Here is a 17,453-nt window from a genome sequence, read left to right on the forward strand (position 1 = left end):
AACCTGTTAGCATCTGGGCATGCCTCGGGACGGAAGGATCGTGCGGGAGCGACTCCAGCGCGCTGCGCTCGAGCTGTTCGCCGAGCGTGGTTTCGACGGTGCGACAACGGCGCAGATTGCGGCGCAAGCAGGCGTCACCGAGCGCACGTACTTCCGGCACTTTCCTGACAAGCGGGAGGTGTTGTTCGCCTCCGAGGACGAACTCCGCGAAGTCACCGAGGTGGCCCTCGCCGCGGCACCGAGAGACTTGCCGGCGCTGCCGGCATTGCGATACGCGTTCCATGACGTCGTGCCGCTCATCGAGCGGAACCGGCCACTGGCAGAGCTGCGGGCGCCGATCATCCGGTCCGCCCCCGCACTCCTCGAACGCGAGCACGCCAAGGCCGCAGCACTGGTCGACCTGGTAGCGGCCGGCCTGGTCGCCCGCGGAATCTCCGAACACGAAGCACTGCTCTGCGCCCGGGTCGGGATGGACACGTTCAACACCGCGATCGGACGCTGGACGCCCGGGTTGACCGACCTGCACCACGAACTCGATGACACGTTCGCAGAGCTGCAGCAGCTTGCGGCGATGTTGCAGTCCGAACGGCCCGAATGACCGCTCGGCTGCACGTCACCCGTAGTGAAGTAGCGGCCGATGGCACTGGCGCGTTGGAGTCGTGCATACGCATACCGAGAACTCAGAACCGAGCTGGGGATCTGCCTTGCCTTTTGGCCCCATACAAAGCACTCACTCGGCGATTCCGTTCCGGTATGCGTACACGACGGCCTGTACACGGTCACGGAGGCCGAGCTTGAGCAGTATGCGGGAGACGTAGGTCTTCGCCGTCTCCCGTGTGACGAACATCGCTGCTGCTATCTCGGCGTTCGACATGCCCTGGGCCAGCAACCGCAGGACTTCCTGTTCGCGGGGGGTGAGGAGTTCCCGGCCGGGTGGTTCGGTCGGTACTGGTTTGATCCGACCTGCAAATGCTCCGATGAGGTCTCGCGTGACGGTCGGGTCCACGATCGCTTCGCCGGACGCGAGCGTGCGGATCGCGTCGAGCAACCGGCGGGGCGTCGAGTCCTTGAGGAGGAACCCGCTTGCTCCTGCACGGAGTGCCTCGAAGACGTACTCGTCGAGGTTGAAGGTCGTGACGACGAGGATTCTCGGCTGGAGTGCGTCGGCCTCGACGAAGGACATGATCTCCCGGATGGCGGAGATCCCGTCCAGGACCGGCATCCGGATGTCGATGACCAAGACGTCCGGGCGGGCGGAGCGAACGAGGTCGATCGCGTCGCGGCCGTTCGCTCCCAGCCCGACGACCTCCATGTCGGCTTGCGCTCGGATGATCCGGGCGAAGCCGTCCCGCACCAGGAGCTGGTCGTCGACGAGTGCGACCCGCACGAGGCCTCCCACGGTCACCGTGCTGTTCCGCGGGGGAGCACGGCGGCCACGCGGAAGAGTCGATCGACGAGTCCGGTCTCGAGGGTGCCGCCGACGAGCGCCACCCGCTCGGCCATGCCGCTCAGGCCCCGCCCCGGACGAGCGGCCGTTCCGCCGTCGATCCTGTTCTCGATGAGCAATCGGATCGTGTCCGCGGTGTGCGTGGTCGTGACCGTCACCGGTTGACCAGGTGCGTGTTTCATCGCGTTCGTCAGGGCCTCTTGGCTGACGCGGTGCAGCGTGGCGGCAACGGGGGCCGACGGCTCGGAGGGTTCCCCGAGTTCTGCGAACTGCACGGGGTACCCGGTGGCAGCCAGCTGCTCGACGAGCGTGCGCACGTCGCCGCCGACAGGAGGGACGGGCGAGGCTGCGGGTGTGGGCTTCGCGGGCTGCTCCATGGCCCCGAGGAGCGATCGGAGTTCCTGCAGCGCCTGTCGGCCCGTTCGGCCAACGACCTCGGATGTCTCGTCGCGGCCGGCGACGTCGTCGGGAGCGAGGTAGGCGGCGGACTCCGACTGCACGACCATGGCGGTGATGTGGTGCGTGACGACGTCGTGCAGGTCCCGGGCGAGAGCGTCCTTCGCCCGGCGGACAGCTTCCTGGGCAGCCGCAGCCTCGCGGGCGTCCTGCTCGGTGAGCCGGTGACGGACGAGCAGGCCGGCGGTCCACGGCACCGTGAGGACCAGGCTGAAGGTGACCCAGTCCACCAGGCGTTCCGGCGATCCCGAGCCCTCGAGCGCGAGCGCGAGGAGGACGTACCCGGCAACCGTCGAGACGGCGACGATCGCACGACGGGGCTCGTGGTACGCGCTCGTCGAGTACAGGGCGACGAGCACGCCGAGCCCTGCTGGACCGGAGTCGACACCGGAGAGTTGCGCGGTCGCGAACGTGGCGGCGACGACCAGCAGCACGAACGCCGGACGGACGCGGCGGAAGGTCAGGGGCAGCGTCTGCGCCACGGCGAGCACCGGTGCGGCCCACGCCGGTGGGCTGCGGTGCAGTTCCCCGAGCTCCAGTCCGGGGATGCCGAGCGGCAGCAGGGCGGCCGCGAGGAGTGCGATCGCCCCGATGGCGTCGCGCACCGTGACCGGTGCCTCACTCCATCCCGAGGTCCTGCTGCCGAATCGCATGAGAGCGACGCTAGTGCCGCCCGGTCTCGTGCAGGGAACACTGTCGACCTTCGGGGGACTCGTGGACACCTCGCCGGTTCCTAGCGTCGTCTCCAGGCAGTTGTCGCCGCACCCTGAGAAAGAGGACGACCATGACGAACACTTCCACTCCGACTGCGCCGCATCGTCGCGGAGTGATCAACCGACTCCGGACGTTCCCGGTCACCTGGATGATCATCGGGACCGTCCTCGTGGTCCTCACCTCCGCCGTCTTCACGGCGATCGGTGCCGAGTCGGGCCCGATCGGCATGGCGCTGATGGCGCTCATCGGCATGGCAGCCGGGTCCGCGTTCTACGTGCTGACGATGCGCGTGATCGCCCGGCGACGCATCCCCGAGCTCGCACTCCGGACGGCTTCGCGAGAAGCGCTCACCGGCCTCGGGATCGGCGCCGCCTTCGTCATCGTCTCCTACGGCATCGTCCTCGTCGCTGGCGGGTACAGCATCGACTGGGCGCCCCGCGACGTCGGCAAGACCCTCATGCTCGCCATCGCCGTGAACGCCAGCGCCGCGGTCATCGAGGAACTGACCTTCCGCGGACTGCTGTTCCAGGGGATCGAACGACTCGGCGGTCGCGAGCGTGGCCGATGGATCGCCCTCACCGTGACGGCGGCGCTCTTCGGTGCGCTGCACATCATGAACCCCGGCGCGACACTGTGGACCTCGCTCGCCATCGCGGTCGAAGCCGGCGTGCTCCTCGGTGCCGCGTTCCTCTGGCGACGCAGCCTCTGGTTCGTCATCGGCATCCACTTCGCCTGGAACGTCATCGAGGGACTGCTCGGCATCCCCGTCTCCGGGCACCGCGACGCGGGCCTCTTCATCACCACCGTCCACGGCGATGGACTCCTGACCGGAGGGACCTTCGGCCTCGAAGCGTCACTCGTCCCGGTCATCGTCAGCCTCGCCATCGCCGTCCCGATGCTGACGGCCGCCGCTCGCCAGCGACCCACCGAGATGGACGACCAAACTGCACCGCCCACGAGGTCACGAAGCTGAATCACAAGCAGCCTATAGCAGCGCTACACTCTGTAACGATGTTACAGAACAAGGAAACCATCCGGGAGCAACTGCTCCGGGCCGCGCTCGCGATAGCGGTCACCGACGGGGTTGAGGCGGTGTCGACGAGGGCGGTGTGCGCCGCCGTCGGCGTGCAGGCCCCGACCCTGTACCACCACTACGGCGACCGTGCCGGGCTCATCAATGCGGTTGTCGACCGTGCCTTCGACGAGTACATCGCGCAGAAGGACGCGGGTGTGCTGGACGAGTTGGAGCCGGCCACGGCGATCGCTGCGGGGTGGGACGCACACGTCGCGTTCGCACGGACGCATCCGGGGTTGTACCCGGCGATGTATCCCGTCGCCGGACCGCAGTCCCCGAACCTCGAACGGAGCGCAGCGCTGCTCCGTTCCGGCTTCGACCGCCTCGAACGGGACGGGGTACTCGCGGATGGCATTTCAGCCCGCCTCGCCGACGCGGCCCTGCGGGCGGCGCTCCGCGGCGTGGCGCACATGGTCGCGGCCGCGCCGGAGAACCCCGACAATCCGCTCGTGTCCTCGACGGTCCGCGACGCCGTGATCGCTCGACTCATCAACAAGGACCTCAAGGAAGGCACGACACATGACTGATCTCCTCGTTGACAAGACCATCCTCATCACCGGCGCTTCGGCTGGCATCGGGGAACACTCCGCGCGGCTCTTCGCGCGAGAAGGAGCGCGCCTGCTCCTCACCGCTCGACGTCTCCCCGAACTGGAACGGGTCGCGGACACCATCAGGGAGGACGGCGGCGACGTTATCGTCGTGCAGGCTGACACCACTGTTCCTGACGACCTGCAGCGCGCGATCGATGCCGCAGTCTCCCGATGGGGCGGCATCGACGGCGCCCTCAACAACGCGGGCCGGAGCCAGGGCGGCGGCCGGCTGGCAGAGGTTCAGGACGACGTGTTCGACGCCGTCGTCGACGTGAACTTTAAGGGAGTCTGGGCCGCGATGCGCGCCGAACTCCGAGCCATGACCGCTCCGGGAGCGAACGGCGGATCGATCGTGAACGTGAGCAGCATCGGCGGCACATTCGGCGCCCCCGAACAGAGCGTGTACGGCGCCACGAAAGCCGCGGTCATCGCGATGAGCAGGGCGGCCGCCGCTGAATACGGGCGCGAGGGCGTCCGCGTGAATGCCATCGCACCTGGCGCGACGATGACCGACATGATGACGGGCTGGGAACAGCGAGTCCCTGGAATCATCGAACATCTCGGTTCACTTGCCGCACTCGGTCGTGTCGGGCAACCCACAGAGATCGCGGAGGCTGCTGCTTGGCTCCTGAGCGATCGGTCTAGCTACGTCAGCGGGATGACGCTCGGCGTCGACGGAGGAACGGCTCCTTGGCCCCACTGACGCGGCCGGGTTGGCAGCAGCAGGAGCAGAAGCAGACCGCCATGGTGACGATTTCCGCCTGCGTGGCTCTGGAGCTGCTGAGTGGCACCATCCCCGCCTGCTGGTCGGTCAATCGCTTGTCATGGTGCACGACGTCTTTGCGTTGGGCGGCCGGGCCCCGGAAGCGAGCACGAAGAGCGCGGCCACAAGTGACCCAGAGGCGAATCGCGACCGGCTGGCGCAGCACGGGACCCGACCGCGTGGCGCCCGGAACTCCCGGCGTCATGCAGAACGTCGGCCCAGCCGAGCAGTGTCAGGGCCCGATTCGCGGCGGGACGATCGCCGTGGCCGACCCTCAGTGTTCAGCGGATGTCAGCCTTTGAGAGCGTCGCCTTCTGCAGTCGAGGACTGACGAGCGGACAGATCCGAGGCTGTTTCACGGTCGGCCGCATCGAGGAACCGGCGGGCGTCCTTTCGCACGGACGCCAGTCGGTCGGCGAACGGTGTTGCAGCATCGTCGTCGAGAGCTTGTTCGTATGCTTCGCGGAAGAGTTCGACGGCAAGCGCTCCGAGGAATGTGCCGTCCACCACTCCCCGGTGCACCAGCGCGGACCCGATCGTGGCGGCGGCGGAAGCGAGCTTCGCGCGCTCGCGCTCCTGCAGGTCCGAGCTCGACTGGATGACGGTCCTTCTCCGGCGCTGCGCTACTCGATCGACGGTGAGAAACTCACCGACCTCGCTCAAGACTGAGAAAACGACACGGCTTCCGGCCCCGGGTCCTGGTTCCGGCATCGCGGCGATCGCGGACGCCACGGCTGTGCCCAGGCCGTCCTCCCCCGCGAACAGCACTTCACGCTTGTCACTGAAGTAGCGGAAGAACGACCTGCGGCTCAGCCCTGCTCGGCGGGCGATCTCCTCCACCGTGACGCCGTCGAAGCCGTGCGACCCGAAGAGCTCGAGTGCGGCAGCCCTGAGGCGCTCTCGAGCGTTTGGTTCCCAGCGTGGCATACGAAGAGCCTAGCGACGACACTGAGTGCTATCGTGCCTGATGGCACACCGTGCCGTCGATGGAGGTCGTCATGGAAACAGAGCGTATGGAGGGCAAGACCGTCCTCATCTCAGGTGGCTCGTCCGGCGTCGGGCTCGCTGTCTCGAAAGGGCTCGCTCGTCTCGGCGCGCGCACGGTGCTGCTCTCCCGCAGTGTCGATCGGGGGCGCAGCGCAGTACGTGCCGTCCAGGAAGCAGTGCCCGGGGCCGATGTCGACCTACGCATCGTCGACCTGACATCTTCAGCATCGGTGACCCGACTCACGGACGACCTGGGGGGAACCGAAGGACGGCTCGATGTGCTGGTGAACGCCACCGGATCGATCGGCGAGCGCGGGGAGTTACAACCAGGGATCTCCCGCAGCTTCGGGACGAACTACCTGACGCACTTCCTCCTGACGCGCGCGGCGCTGCCACTTCTCCATGAAGCTCCCGAAGCCCGGGTCTTGACGGTCGGTGCAGCGCCAGCACTGATCCGCCGTCTCAAGGGCTTCGCCGTCGACGGTGTGGATCCGACCGCCTCCGCCGCGACCTTGCTGACGCAATCACTGGCCTGGAAGCTGCTCATGGCACGTCACGTCTCGGAGACCGAGGACGGGATCAGCGCCGCAGTGTTCCACCCCGGACTCATCGAGTCCGAGTTGCTCCGTCAACGAGCACTCCCGCTGCGGCTCTTCGGCAGCATCTCGAACCGCTTCGCAAGCGATGTCTGCCCGGCGGTCGACCACCTCGCATCGCGATCGATGGACCTGGGAAGGGCCGGCGGGATGTACGACAATCACGCTCAGACGATCTCACTCCCAGCGACGATCAACACCGAGAACGCCTTGCGTTCATGGGACGCGAGTTTGAGCTTGGTCGAGCAACTGGGTTGACACGACGACGGGCAGCAAGGTCATATCTCAGACATCCGGTCGCGGTTCAGAGTGGGACGGCCCGTGCCAGCGGAAGGGGCCGATGAGCTGCGCGGTGACGGGGAGTTTGGTCAGCACGGTGAGCAGTCCGAATCCGACGGTGCCGCCCGCGGTGTTGCAGAACCAGTCGTTAACGTCCGCGATGTGGCCGCCCGCGGCGAGACCTGCGGTGACGAACTGAGCCAGCTCGATCGCGAGGCTGATGCCGGCGACCATCGCCACGACCCGCCACCACGTCGGACGACGGGTCAGCAGCGGCACGAGTATCCCGAGCGGTAGGAACACCAGCATGTTCACCACCGCGTCCTGCCACTCGTAACCGACGACCGGTGTGAAGTTGACCGGTGGGATCCACGGCCCTTCACTCGGGGGCGAGTCGAGGTATATCGGGAACACGGTGTTGGCCAGGATGCCGCCGGCGTACACCGTTAGGGCTGCCGCGACCGCCGCGCGCGGCAGCGTCAGCCGACGTCGTGCGCGCAGGACCGCGATCAGCACCACGAAGAGCGCGACGCTCAGCGGGATGACCACCGGCAGCACCGGTACCGCTCCGAACATTTCGTGTTTCCTCTCGTCCGTGACCTGAAGCGGCACGGTGCCGCAACCAAGGACGTGCGCGTTCCGGTCCAACCGACATTGACCAACCGCCGGTCCGCGCCGCCGTGAGCGTTCAGGACGAGACCGGGGTGGAGCGATCCCGGTGACTGACCTTGAAAAGCGCGGTCGATTGCTGCAACAGCCGAGTGCTCTTCCGGACCGATGGGCATCACCAGGCGACCGTCTTTCCGTGCCGGTCGAGGTACCGCAGGCCTGGTGCCCCGTGCTGCGCGTCGACCGTGTCGATGAGCGGCGGGATGCTGTCGCTGATCTCCAGCATCGCGTTCGGGCCACCGAGGCTGGTTTTCACCCAGCCGGGAGCCATCAACAGCAGCGCCCGCCCGCCCCTGGCATGTCGGACTGCGTAGCTCCGGAACATCTGGTTCAGGGCCGACTTCGTCGCCCGGTACACCTCGAAGCCGCCGGTCGTGTTGCCTGCGACGCTGCCCTGCCCCGAAGACATGACGGCGATCGTCCCGCCCGGATCGACCAGGTCCTGCAGTACCTCCACCGTGCGCATCACCCCGAGGACGTTTGTTTCCATCATCCGACCGAAGGCGGCGGAGTCGATGTCCGCTCCGACAGCATCTTGAGCCGCGAGCGAGATCCCGGCGACGACGAACAGCAGGTCGAACACCCGGCCGTCAAGCCTGCTCCGCAGCGAAGTAATCTGCTGCTCGACGGTGATGTCGACATGTTCGATTTCGACCCGGCCATCGATCCGGCGGACGAAGTCATGCAGCGGCGACGTGCCACTTGAGCGCACCGTCCCGACGACGTGGGCTCCGCGGGCGACGTATGCCTCCACGATCGCTTCCCCGAGTCCTCGCGACGCCCCGACCACGAGAACTTTCGGGTGGGTTGTGCTCGTTGCAACTCCGGAGTGCATGCGGTTACCCCCTTGGTCATTGCCGCGAGTTACTTCACTCACCGCTTGTTGAGCGAGCGTACACCTCGCTCAACGACTGTAGAGTGAATTCGTGGAAAATCGCCTGAGTCGTGCAGAGAAGCGGGCTGCAACCGCGGCACGGATACTTGAGGCCGCCCAGGCTGAATTCGGGGCACACGGCGCCGACGGCGCCTCCATACGCGGCATCGCCAAGCGGGCCGAAGTCGACCCGTCGCTCGTCCTCCAGCACTACGGCTCGAAGCAGGCCTTGTTCGCCCTGGCCGTGCGGCCGGCCGCCGACCTGCGCAGTGATGACGTTCCCGCGCACCTGGCGGAAGTGCTCGAGGTTCGCCTGCGAGAGCTGCCCCCGGCCACGCGGGCACTGATGCGTTCCATGCTCACATCTCCGGAAGCCGCGGCCGTGATGAGCGACTACCTGAACGAACGGGCAACGAACCTGGCGAAGAGCCTGCCCGGCGCCGACGCTGAGGCCCGGGCTGCGCTGGTCACCGCAAGCATCCTGGGCATCACCATCGCCCGACATTTCTTGAATCTCTCCGCCCTCGCTGACCTCACCGCGGATCAGATCAGTGCCGTCACTGACAGCTGGTTCGATTCACTCGACGTGACGGTCGCCCCCGGCCCGCCTGCCTGACGCTCCAGCGGCGAGCGAACTCGTCTTTGCACAGCGCGACGCATCGCAGATGAGCTCTTTGGCGTCCGCTGGCCGACCGTCAGGCGGACAGTAGCAACGGGCGGGCCGGCGCAGTAGGCGCGCGTTCGGTCCTCTCCGCCTCTGGCTCCACGTCCGGCAGGCGTTGCCCGATCGGAACGCCGCCGGCTTGGAGTATGCGCGGCCGCTGGCCCACCGGTTGACGGGACGGCGTGAGCAGCGCTGCTCTTCATCCGGTTGCGCGCAGGCTCACAGACGCCTGGTTCGGCCCGCAGTCTTGCGGACGCCTGCACCGCGGGGAATCGTCGACGACCTCGGTGGGACGAACAGCGGCCCTGGGGTTCGTCGTCGGCAGGGCACACTGGTACTCGTGAAGCAGCCCGGGGCGTCGATGCAACTCGCGCTTGCCATTTCCAGCCTCGCTGTCTCCGTGACGATCGGTTGGCACACGCTGGGTGCTCCGTCCTGGGCAGTGGTGTGCGCGAGTTCGGCTGGCGTGGCGTGGATCGTCCGCGTGTTGGCCAGGGTGCGGGATCGTTCCCCGGGCGATGTCGGACTCCTGACGGTGATGGTCATCGGCTCGGCGCTTGCTGCCGGAGCGACGTACGGGATCAGCCTGTACCCGGCTGCGGGCAGCCTCGTCATCGTGCTCGGCAGGACATCGTCAGGGCGCTGGTCGGTCTGGGGCTGGCCCGCACTCGCGGCCTCGTCGGCGGTCATCGGTTTCGCCGCTGGTGCACACGAGCCTGTGTCGGTGGGGGTGACGGCCTTGACCATCGGCATCGCGTCGCTTGCTGGTCGCGCTCGTCGCAGGAACGCGCTCGAGGTCGAGAACAGGTTTTCGGGCCTCGACCGCAAGTACGCGGCGGACCTGGCGCGCATGCAGGCGTCCGTCGATCGCTTGTTGCTGCCGACGACGTTGCGGACCCGGTTCCCCGGGCTGACCCCGCGAGAAGCCGAGGTACTCGCGCTGATCTGCCGGGGCCACTCGAACGACGAGATCGCGGGCTCCTTGTCGATCACGGTCGCGACGGTCAAGGGACACATCAACTCGTTGTTCGCGAAGTTGGCAGCCAGGGACAGGGCGCAGGCCATCGCGCTCGTGCTCGGCACCACGTCGCGCGACGCTTCCGGTCACGCTCTCACTTCACCCTCCACTGCCGACGACTGACGGATCGTTCCGAGCCGGCGAGCACGCGCCAGGATCACGCCGACCCGGAGCAACACCGTGGCGCCCGCCATCAGCACCAGGGCCGCCGGCCAGACGTCGTTGCTGATGCCGTGCTCGAAGTCGAAGCGCCCGAGGTCCAGGCGACCGCTCCCGGTGGCCCAGAGCTGGAACGCCAGTCGCGCTCCCATGCCGGCGATCCAGAGCGCTGCAGCAACGACGCCGGCCTTTGTCGTGAGCCTGCCGTCCGTCCTCGACATCTGGGTCGTGAGACCGATCGTCGCTCCGAGCAGCGCGCCCGTGAGGACGAGCGCACCGAGCACCAACGCGTTGTGACCGCCGAGCGGGACGGAGTGCACGAATGCGACAGCAGCCCAGAGCACGAGCGCCATCGGAAGGAGGACCTGCACCACGGTGAGGCGTCTCCGTCGGATCTGCAGCAGTACCAGGGCGATGAGTGTGATGTCGAGGATCCAGAGCGTCGTTGTCATGCCCCGAGGATGCTGGCCGGGCACACCTGCTCGACACCATCCCAGGGTGTGATCCGGAGGATCCCCACCCTGGGGAGGGTGCCATCCAACCACGGAGCAGGTCGCGCTCGAGCAGCTCGCTACGCTCAGCGTGCTCGCTCGCGCGGTCGACGAGGCAACGATCGAGCGCGGCTAGGTAGCCCGGCCGATTCGGCTCAGATCAGTGCAGTCACCATTCGAAGCCATCGAGCCCCCAAACCTGCTCGTTCCCGTCAACGTAGACGTGTCAAAAGCCCAGCGAGAGAAGCCGCTTGGAAACGAGGACACGACGTCCGGCGTGCGATCGCACTCCTGGAGCGCTGCGTCGAGGCCGCGGACGACCGCGTCCGATAGCGATCGGTCAGCGGACGAGTCGCACCGTTGTTCCGATCGGGCCGAAACTGGAGGCGGCACCGTCGGCGATGAAGCCGTTTCGTCGGTAGAACGAGTGAGCGCGCGGATTGTCAGCCGCGACCCACAGCGACGCCGGCCGTTGGCCGAGCACAGCGTCCAGTAGCGCTTGACCTGTTCCGCTCCCGTGCGCGTGCTCAAGCACGTAGAGCATGCTCAGCTCCTCGGGCCGGACGACGGCCGGTTCTTCCGCGGTGGTCTGGACAGCGGCGAACCCGATCATGCCCACCTCTGCGATGGCGACCACCGTTGTGAAGGTCTGGTCTTCCAGGTTCGATGACCACATGCCGACGCGCCGGTCGACGTCGAACCAGGGGCTGGTGTCTGGGCCGTTCACGAACCGCCCATAGGTTTCGCGCCAGGAAGCGGCGTGCAGGCGGGCGATGCTCGCCGCGTCATCAACGCTCGCCAGCCGGATCACGGTGGTAGCTGAATCACGCTCTCCCATATCCTGACCGTACCGATCGACGCCGCGGGATGAGTCGAAGAGCTCCTGACAGCCGGCGCCCTGTTCCGGTAGCCGATCCCCTTCGTGATGCTCCTGCCATGGCGTGACACCGCATCCCTTGGTTGCTCTCGTTCCGCCACCCCCGGATGACACTTACGCTCGCGTCATGACCGACCGCGACGACGCAGCTCGCCCTACTCCGAAGACGTGGACGACGACCTACCGCATCCCAATCGCGGTTGGCAGTGGCCTCCTGGGCTTGTTGTGCGCCTGGGCCTTAGTTGCCGGCGGCACGACCGAGAAGTGGGTCGGTGGGATCGGGCTAATCGTTCTGATTGCGTGGGTGTTCGTCTTCCAAGCGCTCTATCGCCGCGGCTACTGATGGCACCGGCCTGCAAGCGTCGGTTGGCTCATTAGCCGATCGGCTACCGGACGCCTAACGCGCAGTTTCTTTTGCTGTCACGCGGATCGATGTCAGTAGGGACCGCTCAAAGTCGGACAGGACCGGGTCCGGCGCGGAGCGGCCAACCCGTCTAGCGCTGACGATCGCAACTTCTGAGCCGCCCTCCGGCGTACGACGAAACGCCAGCAAGATGACCTCGACGCGCGGAATCAGCACGCCAGACCGTTGCGTGATCCTGGCGTGTTCGTCATCAAGTTCAGTGATCGAGGCACGCGGAATCTTGGCTACCGCGACCCGCACGACACTCGGCACGTCCCGCAGTGCAACGCCGACAAACGCGGATCCTCTGGCTGCTTCTGTCACGGAATCGAGCCAAGCACACCCTGGCCTTGAGTGGTCGATCAACGGACGCCAAGGCACCCGTCGACGACGACCACGAGTGACGACGCGCGTGACCGGTAGGCGATCGGCTATCGGCCGCCATCGGCCTTCGCGCGAGTGAGGTGCGTCGGGCAGGGTCACGCCGGAAGAGGGTTCAAGTTCCGCCCGGGTCGGCTGGCATCGTGGCGTCGACCGGCGAGCGGCGCGGAGTTCACCCGATGAACTCCCGGAGGGCGTCGGCGAGGAGTTCGGGTTGCTCGTCCGGGATGAAGTGCCCCGAGTCCGGGACGACGACGTTCCGGGCGTCGTCGGCGTACGGACGGACGGGTGCTGCCATGTCGGCGATGCTCCCGAACTGAGCGCTCACACCGACGACGGGCATCGTGAAGCGTCTCGTCTCCAGCAGCGCACGGTTCTGCTCCGCCGAGCGAGCGGCTTCCCGGTAGTAGGCCAGTCCCGCCCGGACGCCTCCCGCAGCGGCGAAGGAATCGGCGTACGCGTCGATCTCGGCGTCCGAGAACGTGTCCGGGTGGTGGGTCTTGTTCCGGAGGAACCACGCGATGTAGTCGCGTTCGTGTCCCTGCAGGAGGACCTCGGGGAGGTCGGGCACCTGGTGGAAGGCGAAGTGCCACGTCTTCCACGCCCGTTCGGGGTCGAGCGGGACGGATTCGGGCAGGGTGATCCCGGGGATGCCGGCGTCGAGGAGGGCGAGACATTCGATCTCGTCGCCGTGGAGGAGGGCATAGGGGAAAGCGGTCCACGCGCCGACGTCGTGCGCGACGAGCGCGTACCGGCTGACGCCGAGCTGGTGGAGGAGGCCGTGGACACGCGTCGCCATCGTCTGGGTGTCGTAGCCGTCCGCGGGCCGATCGGATCGCCCTTGTCCGGGGATTTCGGGGATGACGAGCCGGTAGTGCTGCGCGAGGTAGGCGGCGGTCCGGAGCCAGGCTCGGGCGTCCTGCGGGAACCCGGCCAGCAGAACCACGGTCTTGCCGGCCGGGTTGCCGCCGACGAGCGCGTGGAGGCGGATGCCGTCGACGTGGCGGTACTCGTCGGCGAAGCTCGTGGCATCCGGACTGCTGGTGGGGGTCGATGTGGTCATCGTGCTGCTCCCTGTTCTTCGGTGGTGGGGGTCGGTACGGGTCGGACACCGGTCAGGACAAGCCCGGTGATCGCGGTGGCGGAGACGATGGCGGCCAGGATCAGCGTGGAGACTGTCTGACCGGCGACCTGGTCGAGAGCGCCGAGGGTGAGCGTCGGTGCGATGAGGCCCAGGTAGGCGATGAGGAAGTAGGTCGCGCCGAGGTCGGCGCGGTGGTCTGGGTCGGCGAATCTGTCGGTCACGACAAGGCCGCGGCGGAAGGTCAGGCCGACACCTGCGCCGGCGATGATCGTCGCGGCGAGGAACGCCGCGAGGGAAGCCGAGCGCAACCCCGCCAGGAGCACGATGACGCCGCCGAGGAGGACGGCCGCGCCCGGAACGGGACTGCGGAGGACGGCAGCCGGGGCGAGGAGCTGCGCGGCCAGCGCAGCGGCGAACAGCAGGCCCACGGCCAGGCCGGAGAGCGTCAGGTTGTGGACGTGGAGCTGGTCGCGGAGGAACGTCGGCGCCAACGAGGAAAAGAACCCGTTCACCCCGAACGCGGCGGCAACGATCAGCGCGGCTCCGATGAAGCTCCTCCGCCCTACGCCGGCGGCGAGGACGGGCCGCCGGGGCGAGAACGACACCGGCGCACGACGGGTGACCGTCTCGGGCACCCGCCAGAGGACCACCGCCACGAGGCCGAGGGCGATGAGGTAGACCCAGAACACGCTCCGGGTCGGGTCCGGGACGCTCTGGCCGAAGACGCCGCCGATGATCGTGCCGAGTCCGATGCCGCCGAGGTTCGATGCCGTCGAGACCGCGGAAGCAAGCCGTTTCGACACCAGCAGCTCGCCGATCGCGGCAGTGGCTGTCGACGTCGCAATACCGGTGGCCACGCCGCTGAGCAATCGACCCGCCAGTAGAAGGGGCACGTCAGTGGCCACGGCGAAGAGCACCGTGCTGAGCGCTGCGACACCGATGGCGATGCCGAGGACGGGGCGACGACCCGACCGGTCGGACACCGGTCCAAGGAGGACGAGTGAGGCCACGACGCCTACCACGTAGGCGACGAAGATCACCGTCGTGGTCAGCGGTCCGAATCGGAGCAATGGCGCCCACACCGTGTACAGCGGGATCGGAAGCGCTCCCCCGAGCATGATGACGGCGAAGACGGCGACCGCCCCAACAGCGCCCGCGCGGGAACGACCGCTGCTCGAGGGCAGAGCGTCGACAGAGATCGATTCGATGGGCACAGCCGCAACCTTAGTCATCTTGTACCGGTCAGTTCAACATAGGATGGGCGGTGCCGGCAGGAGCCGTGGACGTATTGGGTGGAGGCGCAGATGACGGGGAAGAAAGCGTTCGACGCCGACGCGGCCGAAGAAGCCGCGATGCTCGTCTTCTGGGAACGCGGCTACGCGGACGCGTCCCTCGACACCCTGGGCGCGGCCATGGGCGTGGGACGGAGCTCGTTCTACAACGCCTTCGGCGACAAGGCGTCACTGTTCCAGCGGGCCCTCGCACGGTACGGGTCCAGGTACGGCGACCGGTACGAGCAGGCCCTCGTATCGCAGGGCAGGGACGTACGGGCGGCTCTGACGTCGTTTTTCGAGGTCACGCTCGAGCGGATCGCGGACCCTGCCGTGCCGCGTGGATGCCTGATCGCACAGTCGGTGATCACCAGTCCGACCCTCCCACCGAGCGCGGCGGCCCAAGCGGACGCACTCCTCGGGCTGCAGCAGAAGCGGATAGCGACGGCGCTGCTCGCCGCTGGCGTCGCCGCTTCGACGGCAGACGACATCGCGCTGCAGCTGGCGGCCGTCAACCAGTCCCTGGCCGTCCTCAGCCGGACAGGCCTGAGCACCGAGCGGCTGGGATCGGTAGCTCGCGTCGCGGTCACCGCAGCGATGAGCGGGCTCACCAGCAACACTCTCTCAGAACACCCCTCGCAAGCTCGACATACGTCCGATACTGCGCCGACCGAGCAGATGTCCGAGACACGATTTGATCTCGACCCTCCTCGCAACGACCGCTCGCTCCCTGCCAAGGAAGACGGCGGACTGCTCAAATACCCCCCAGCCGCCCGGTGAAGGATCGGCTTACGACACAGCACTCCCGGCTAACCTGACGAGGACCAGACCCGCAACCGGGCGGAGACCTAGCATCAGGGGATGGACGACGCGGTGGGAACACGGCTCAGTGGCCGGCAACGCGAGGCCAGAGTGGTCGCGTTCTGGTCGCTCACTGTGCTGGGTGCGCCGATCATGTGCGGCGCCTGGATCTGGCTCGCTCTGGCTTCCATGGAGCAGGTGACGGAGTCAGCCAAAGCACCTCCGGGCGACACCTCGACCGACGGTCTTTTCGTGATGTTCGGCGTAGTACCGCTTGTGCTCGCACACCTGCTCGGACTCGGCATTCTGCGATCGATTGCGCCGCGCGAACGAGACGAGCGACGCGGGAGGTGGGCAATAGCAGCTGTTGCGGTTCTCGTCACGTCTGGAGTCGGCCTTGCCGTGGCGCTGCAGTTCAACGGTGGGGTCCTCCTCAACCCCAGTGACGGCGGCCACACGCCATAAAGGCCCCTGTGTCTCACTTTTCCGTCAAGGCGTCCGAGTCGAGGCGGAGCAAGCGTCCGGCAGACGATCGGCGGTTTCAAGGGGTTGTCGCAACGGGCGGTTGTTTCGGGTCTGACAGTAGCTGCTGGAACGCTTCTGCCGGGGTGCGATAGCCGAGGGTTTTGCGGGGTCGTCCGTTGAGTTCAGCAGCGACTTCGAGGAGCCGTTCCGGACTGTGCACGGTGAGGTCGGTGGACTTTGGGAAGTACTGGCGGAGCAGGCCGTTGGTGTTCTCGTTCGAGCCGCGCTGCCAGGGCTTGTGCGGGTCGCAGAAGTAGATCGCGATGTCAGTGGCGAGGGTGATGTCCTTGTGTCGGGCAAGCTCCGTGCCCTGATCCCACGTCAACGACCGACGCAGATGCTCGGGCAGGGTCTGGATGGTGGGGATCATCGCGTCGCGGACGGCGTCGGCGCTGTGCCCGTTCGGCAGGTGCAGCAGCATCACGTAGCGGGTGGTGCGTTCGACGAGGGTGCCGATCGCGCTCCTGGCGTTGATCCCGACGATCAGGTCCCCTTCCCAGTGACCTGGAACGGCCCGGTCGTCGGCCTCGGCGGGGCGTTCACTGATCAGGATCATGTCGCGGATCTTCGACCACGACGCCCGCCGCGGCTCACCACGATGTCGACGGATCGCGCGGCCGGTGCGGAGGTGTTTGTGGAGGTCAGCGCGCAGGTGACCGCGGCCCTGGACGAACAGGGACTGGTAGATCGTCTCGTGCGACACGTGCATCTCCGACCGGTTCGGGAAGGACCGTGTCAGGTCATCACGGATCTGCTCCGGGGACCAGTTCCGCACTAACCGCAGCTCGACCTGCAGAGCAAGCTCCAGCCGGTCAAGCTTCCGCGGCTTGGGTCGTCGCGCTCGGACGCGGCACTGCTTCTCAGCGGCGTAGGGGCGGTAGCTGCCGCCAGCCGCGGCGTTCCTCGTCAGCTCACGACTGATAGTCGACGGTGCCCGACCGAGTACTTTCGCGATCGCACGCACGCTCGCGCCGCTGAGCAGTAGGTCCGCGATCTGCAGCCGCTCTTCCAGACTCAGGTACCGGTCCGAGCGGGGCTTGTGCGCGAACGGATTCCGTCCGCCGGCTGCTTTGACCCATCGGTATCCCTGACGTCGGTCCACGCCGACAGCATCACAGGCCGCCGTCCGTCCGAGGCCCTGTCTCAATAGCTCCCAAAACCGCGCCTCCCGAGCGCGGTGTTCCAGCCTCGATCCCATCTGCAGCACTCCGATTCACGGTGGTGTTGCAACGACCAGTTGAACCCAAGATCATCAAGTGAGACGAACCGCGTCACCGGTGATCGAGGCACCGCGATGAGCTTTGACGGTCGATGAACGACCGGCTATCG

General features: G+C 67.2%; 21 protein-coding genes. 10 read left to right on the forward strand and 11 right to left on the reverse strand.

The genetic code is table 11. The features are described from left to right. The first annotated feature begins 19 nt into the window (after positions 1–19). Complete coding sequence (locus DEJ33_RS06760) at positions 20–598, forward strand: TetR/AcrR family transcriptional regulator (protein ID WP_220034452.1); 579 nt, start codon at positions 20–22, stop codon at positions 596–598. 132 nt (positions 599–730) lie between these two features. Here DEJ33_RS06760 and DEJ33_RS06765 read toward each other — a convergent pair whose 3' ends face one another. Continuing rightward, entirely contained in the window at positions 731–1,387 is a 657-nt protein-coding gene (locus tag DEJ33_RS06765) for a response regulator transcription factor (RefSeq protein ID WP_258378105.1), read from the reverse strand. A 14-nt stretch (positions 1,388–1,401) separates the two neighbouring features. Continuing rightward, complete coding sequence (locus tag DEJ33_RS06770) at positions 1,402–2,556, reverse strand: sensor histidine kinase (RefSeq protein WP_111194524.1); 1,155 nt, start codon at positions 2,554–2,556, stop codon at positions 1,402–1,404. 173 nt (positions 2,557–2,729) lie between these two features. On the opposite strand from DEJ33_RS06770, the gene DEJ33_RS06775 reads away from it, so the two are divergent. Genes DEJ33_RS06775 through DEJ33_RS06785 form a run of 3 tightly spaced genes read left to right on the forward strand, consistent with a single transcriptional unit; the run spans position 2,730 to position 4,985 of the window. Then, positions 2,730–3,590 (forward strand): CPBP family intramembrane glutamic endopeptidase, encoded by an 861-nt coding sequence (locus DEJ33_RS06775; protein ID WP_220034453.1) that lies wholly within the window; start codon positions 2,730–2,732, stop codon positions 3,588–3,590. Between the two features lie 38 nt (positions 3,591–3,628). Continuing rightward, positions 3,629–4,219: a TetR/AcrR family transcriptional regulator gene (locus DEJ33_RS06780; protein ID WP_111194526.1), complete on the forward strand. Its 591-nt coding sequence runs from the start codon at positions 3,629–3,631 to the stop codon at positions 4,217–4,219. Next, complete coding sequence (locus DEJ33_RS06785; protein WP_111194527.1) at positions 4,212–4,985, forward strand: SDR family NAD(P)-dependent oxidoreductase; 774 nt, start codon at positions 4,212–4,214, stop codon at positions 4,983–4,985. Before DEJ33_RS06780 ends, DEJ33_RS06785 begins: the two co-directional genes overlap by 8 nt. Before the next feature lie 351 nt (positions 4,986–5,336). Here the strand turns inward: DEJ33_RS06785 and DEJ33_RS06790 are convergent, their stop codons facing one another. After that, complete coding sequence (locus DEJ33_RS06790; RefSeq protein WP_111194528.1) at positions 5,337–5,972, reverse strand: TetR family transcriptional regulator; 636 nt, start codon at positions 5,970–5,972, stop codon at positions 5,337–5,339. A gap of 59 nt (positions 5,973–6,031) precedes the next feature. Here DEJ33_RS06790 and DEJ33_RS06795 point away from each other — a divergent pair, with 59 nt between their 5' ends. Beyond that, positions 6,032–6,886, forward strand: a complete 855-nt coding sequence (locus DEJ33_RS06795; protein ID WP_146242547.1) for an SDR family NAD(P)-dependent oxidoreductase — start codon at positions 6,032–6,034, stop codon at positions 6,884–6,886. A 27-nt stretch (positions 6,887–6,913) separates the two neighbouring features. Here DEJ33_RS06795 and DEJ33_RS06800 read toward each other — a convergent pair whose 3' ends face one another. Both DEJ33_RS06800 and DEJ33_RS06805 read right to left on the reverse strand, forming a co-directional pair. Then, positions 6,914–7,555, reverse strand: a complete 642-nt coding sequence (locus DEJ33_RS06800; protein WP_258378108.1) for a VanZ family protein — start codon at positions 7,553–7,555, stop codon at positions 6,914–6,916. A gap of 136 nt (positions 7,556–7,691) precedes the next feature. After that, positions 7,692–8,411 (reverse strand): SDR family NAD(P)-dependent oxidoreductase, encoded by a 720-nt coding sequence (locus DEJ33_RS06805; RefSeq protein WP_111194530.1) that lies wholly within the window; start codon positions 8,409–8,411, stop codon positions 7,692–7,694. Positions 8,412–8,502: 91 nt separating this feature from the next. On the opposite strand from DEJ33_RS06805, the gene DEJ33_RS06810 reads away from it, so the two are divergent. Continuing rightward, positions 8,503–9,066, forward strand: a complete 564-nt coding sequence (locus tag DEJ33_RS06810) for a TetR/AcrR family transcriptional regulator (RefSeq protein WP_111194531.1) — start codon at positions 8,503–8,505, stop codon at positions 9,064–9,066. Positions 9,067–9,253: 187 nt separating this feature from the next. Then, positions 9,254–10,255, forward strand: a complete 1,002-nt coding sequence (locus DEJ33_RS17565) for a helix-turn-helix transcriptional regulator (protein WP_258378110.1) — start codon at positions 9,254–9,256, stop codon at positions 10,253–10,255. Here the strand turns inward: DEJ33_RS17565 and DEJ33_RS06820 are convergent. Then, the gene (locus DEJ33_RS06820) at positions 10,219–10,743 is read right to left on the reverse strand and encodes a hypothetical protein (protein ID WP_111194532.1); all 525 of its coding nucleotides are present in this window, start codon (positions 10,741–10,743) and stop codon (positions 10,219–10,221) included. The two genes, DEJ33_RS17565 and DEJ33_RS06820, sit on opposite strands and share 37 nt — an antisense overlap. Positions 10,744–11,122: 379 nt before the next feature. Further along, the gene (locus DEJ33_RS06825) at positions 11,123–11,620 is read right to left on the reverse strand and encodes a GNAT family N-acetyltransferase (RefSeq protein WP_111194533.1); all 498 of its coding nucleotides are present in this window, start codon (positions 11,618–11,620) and stop codon (positions 11,123–11,125) included. Positions 11,621–11,786: 166 nt separating this feature from the next. Between DEJ33_RS06825 and DEJ33_RS06830 the strand changes: the two genes are divergently transcribed. Next, positions 11,787–12,002, forward strand: a complete 216-nt coding sequence (locus tag DEJ33_RS06830) for a hypothetical protein (protein ID WP_111194534.1) — start codon at positions 11,787–11,789, stop codon at positions 12,000–12,002. Between the two features lie 54 nt (positions 12,003–12,056). Here DEJ33_RS06830 and DEJ33_RS16865 read toward each other — a convergent pair whose 3' ends face one another. From DEJ33_RS16865 to DEJ33_RS06840, 3 genes are all read right to left on the reverse strand, one after another. After that, entirely contained in the window at positions 12,057–12,386 is a 330-nt protein-coding gene (locus DEJ33_RS16865) for a hypothetical protein (protein ID WP_146242548.1), read from the reverse strand. Positions 12,387–12,615: 229 nt separating this feature from the next. Beyond that, the gene (locus DEJ33_RS06835; RefSeq protein ID WP_111194535.1) at positions 12,616–13,506 is read right to left on the reverse strand and encodes an alpha/beta fold hydrolase; all 891 of its coding nucleotides are present in this window, start codon (positions 13,504–13,506) and stop codon (positions 12,616–12,618) included. Next, positions 13,503–14,741: an MFS transporter gene (locus DEJ33_RS06840; RefSeq protein WP_220034454.1), complete on the reverse strand. Its 1,239-nt coding sequence runs from the start codon at positions 14,739–14,741 to the stop codon at positions 13,503–13,505. Before DEJ33_RS06840 ends, DEJ33_RS06835 begins: the two co-directional genes overlap by 4 nt. A gap of 78 nt (positions 14,742–14,819) precedes the next feature. Here DEJ33_RS06840 and DEJ33_RS06845 point away from each other — a divergent pair, with 78 nt between their 5' ends. Both DEJ33_RS06845 and DEJ33_RS06850 read left to right on the forward strand, forming a co-directional pair. Then, a complete protein-coding gene (locus tag DEJ33_RS06845) occupies positions 14,820–15,578 on the forward strand; it encodes a TetR/AcrR family transcriptional regulator (RefSeq protein WP_220034455.1) in 759 nt (252 codons plus the stop codon). An 81-nt stretch (positions 15,579–15,659) separates the two neighbouring features. After that, positions 15,660–16,064 carry a hypothetical protein gene (locus tag DEJ33_RS06850; RefSeq protein WP_111194537.1) on the forward strand — a complete coding sequence of 135 codons (405 nt, stop codon included), beginning with the start codon at positions 15,660–15,662 and terminating at the stop codon, positions 16,062–16,064. Between the two features lie 76 nt (positions 16,065–16,140). On the opposite strand, the gene DEJ33_RS06855 is transcribed toward DEJ33_RS06850, so the two are convergent. Further along, a complete protein-coding gene (locus DEJ33_RS06855) occupies positions 16,141–17,322 on the reverse strand; it encodes an IS30 family transposase (RefSeq protein WP_220034459.1) in 1,182 nt (393 codons plus the stop codon). Positions 17,323–17,453 lie beyond the last annotated feature (131 nt).

Source organism: Curtobacterium sp. MCPF17_047, assembly GCF_003234045.1.
Lineage (GTDB): Bacteria > Actinomycetota > Actinomycetes > Actinomycetales > Microbacteriaceae > Curtobacterium.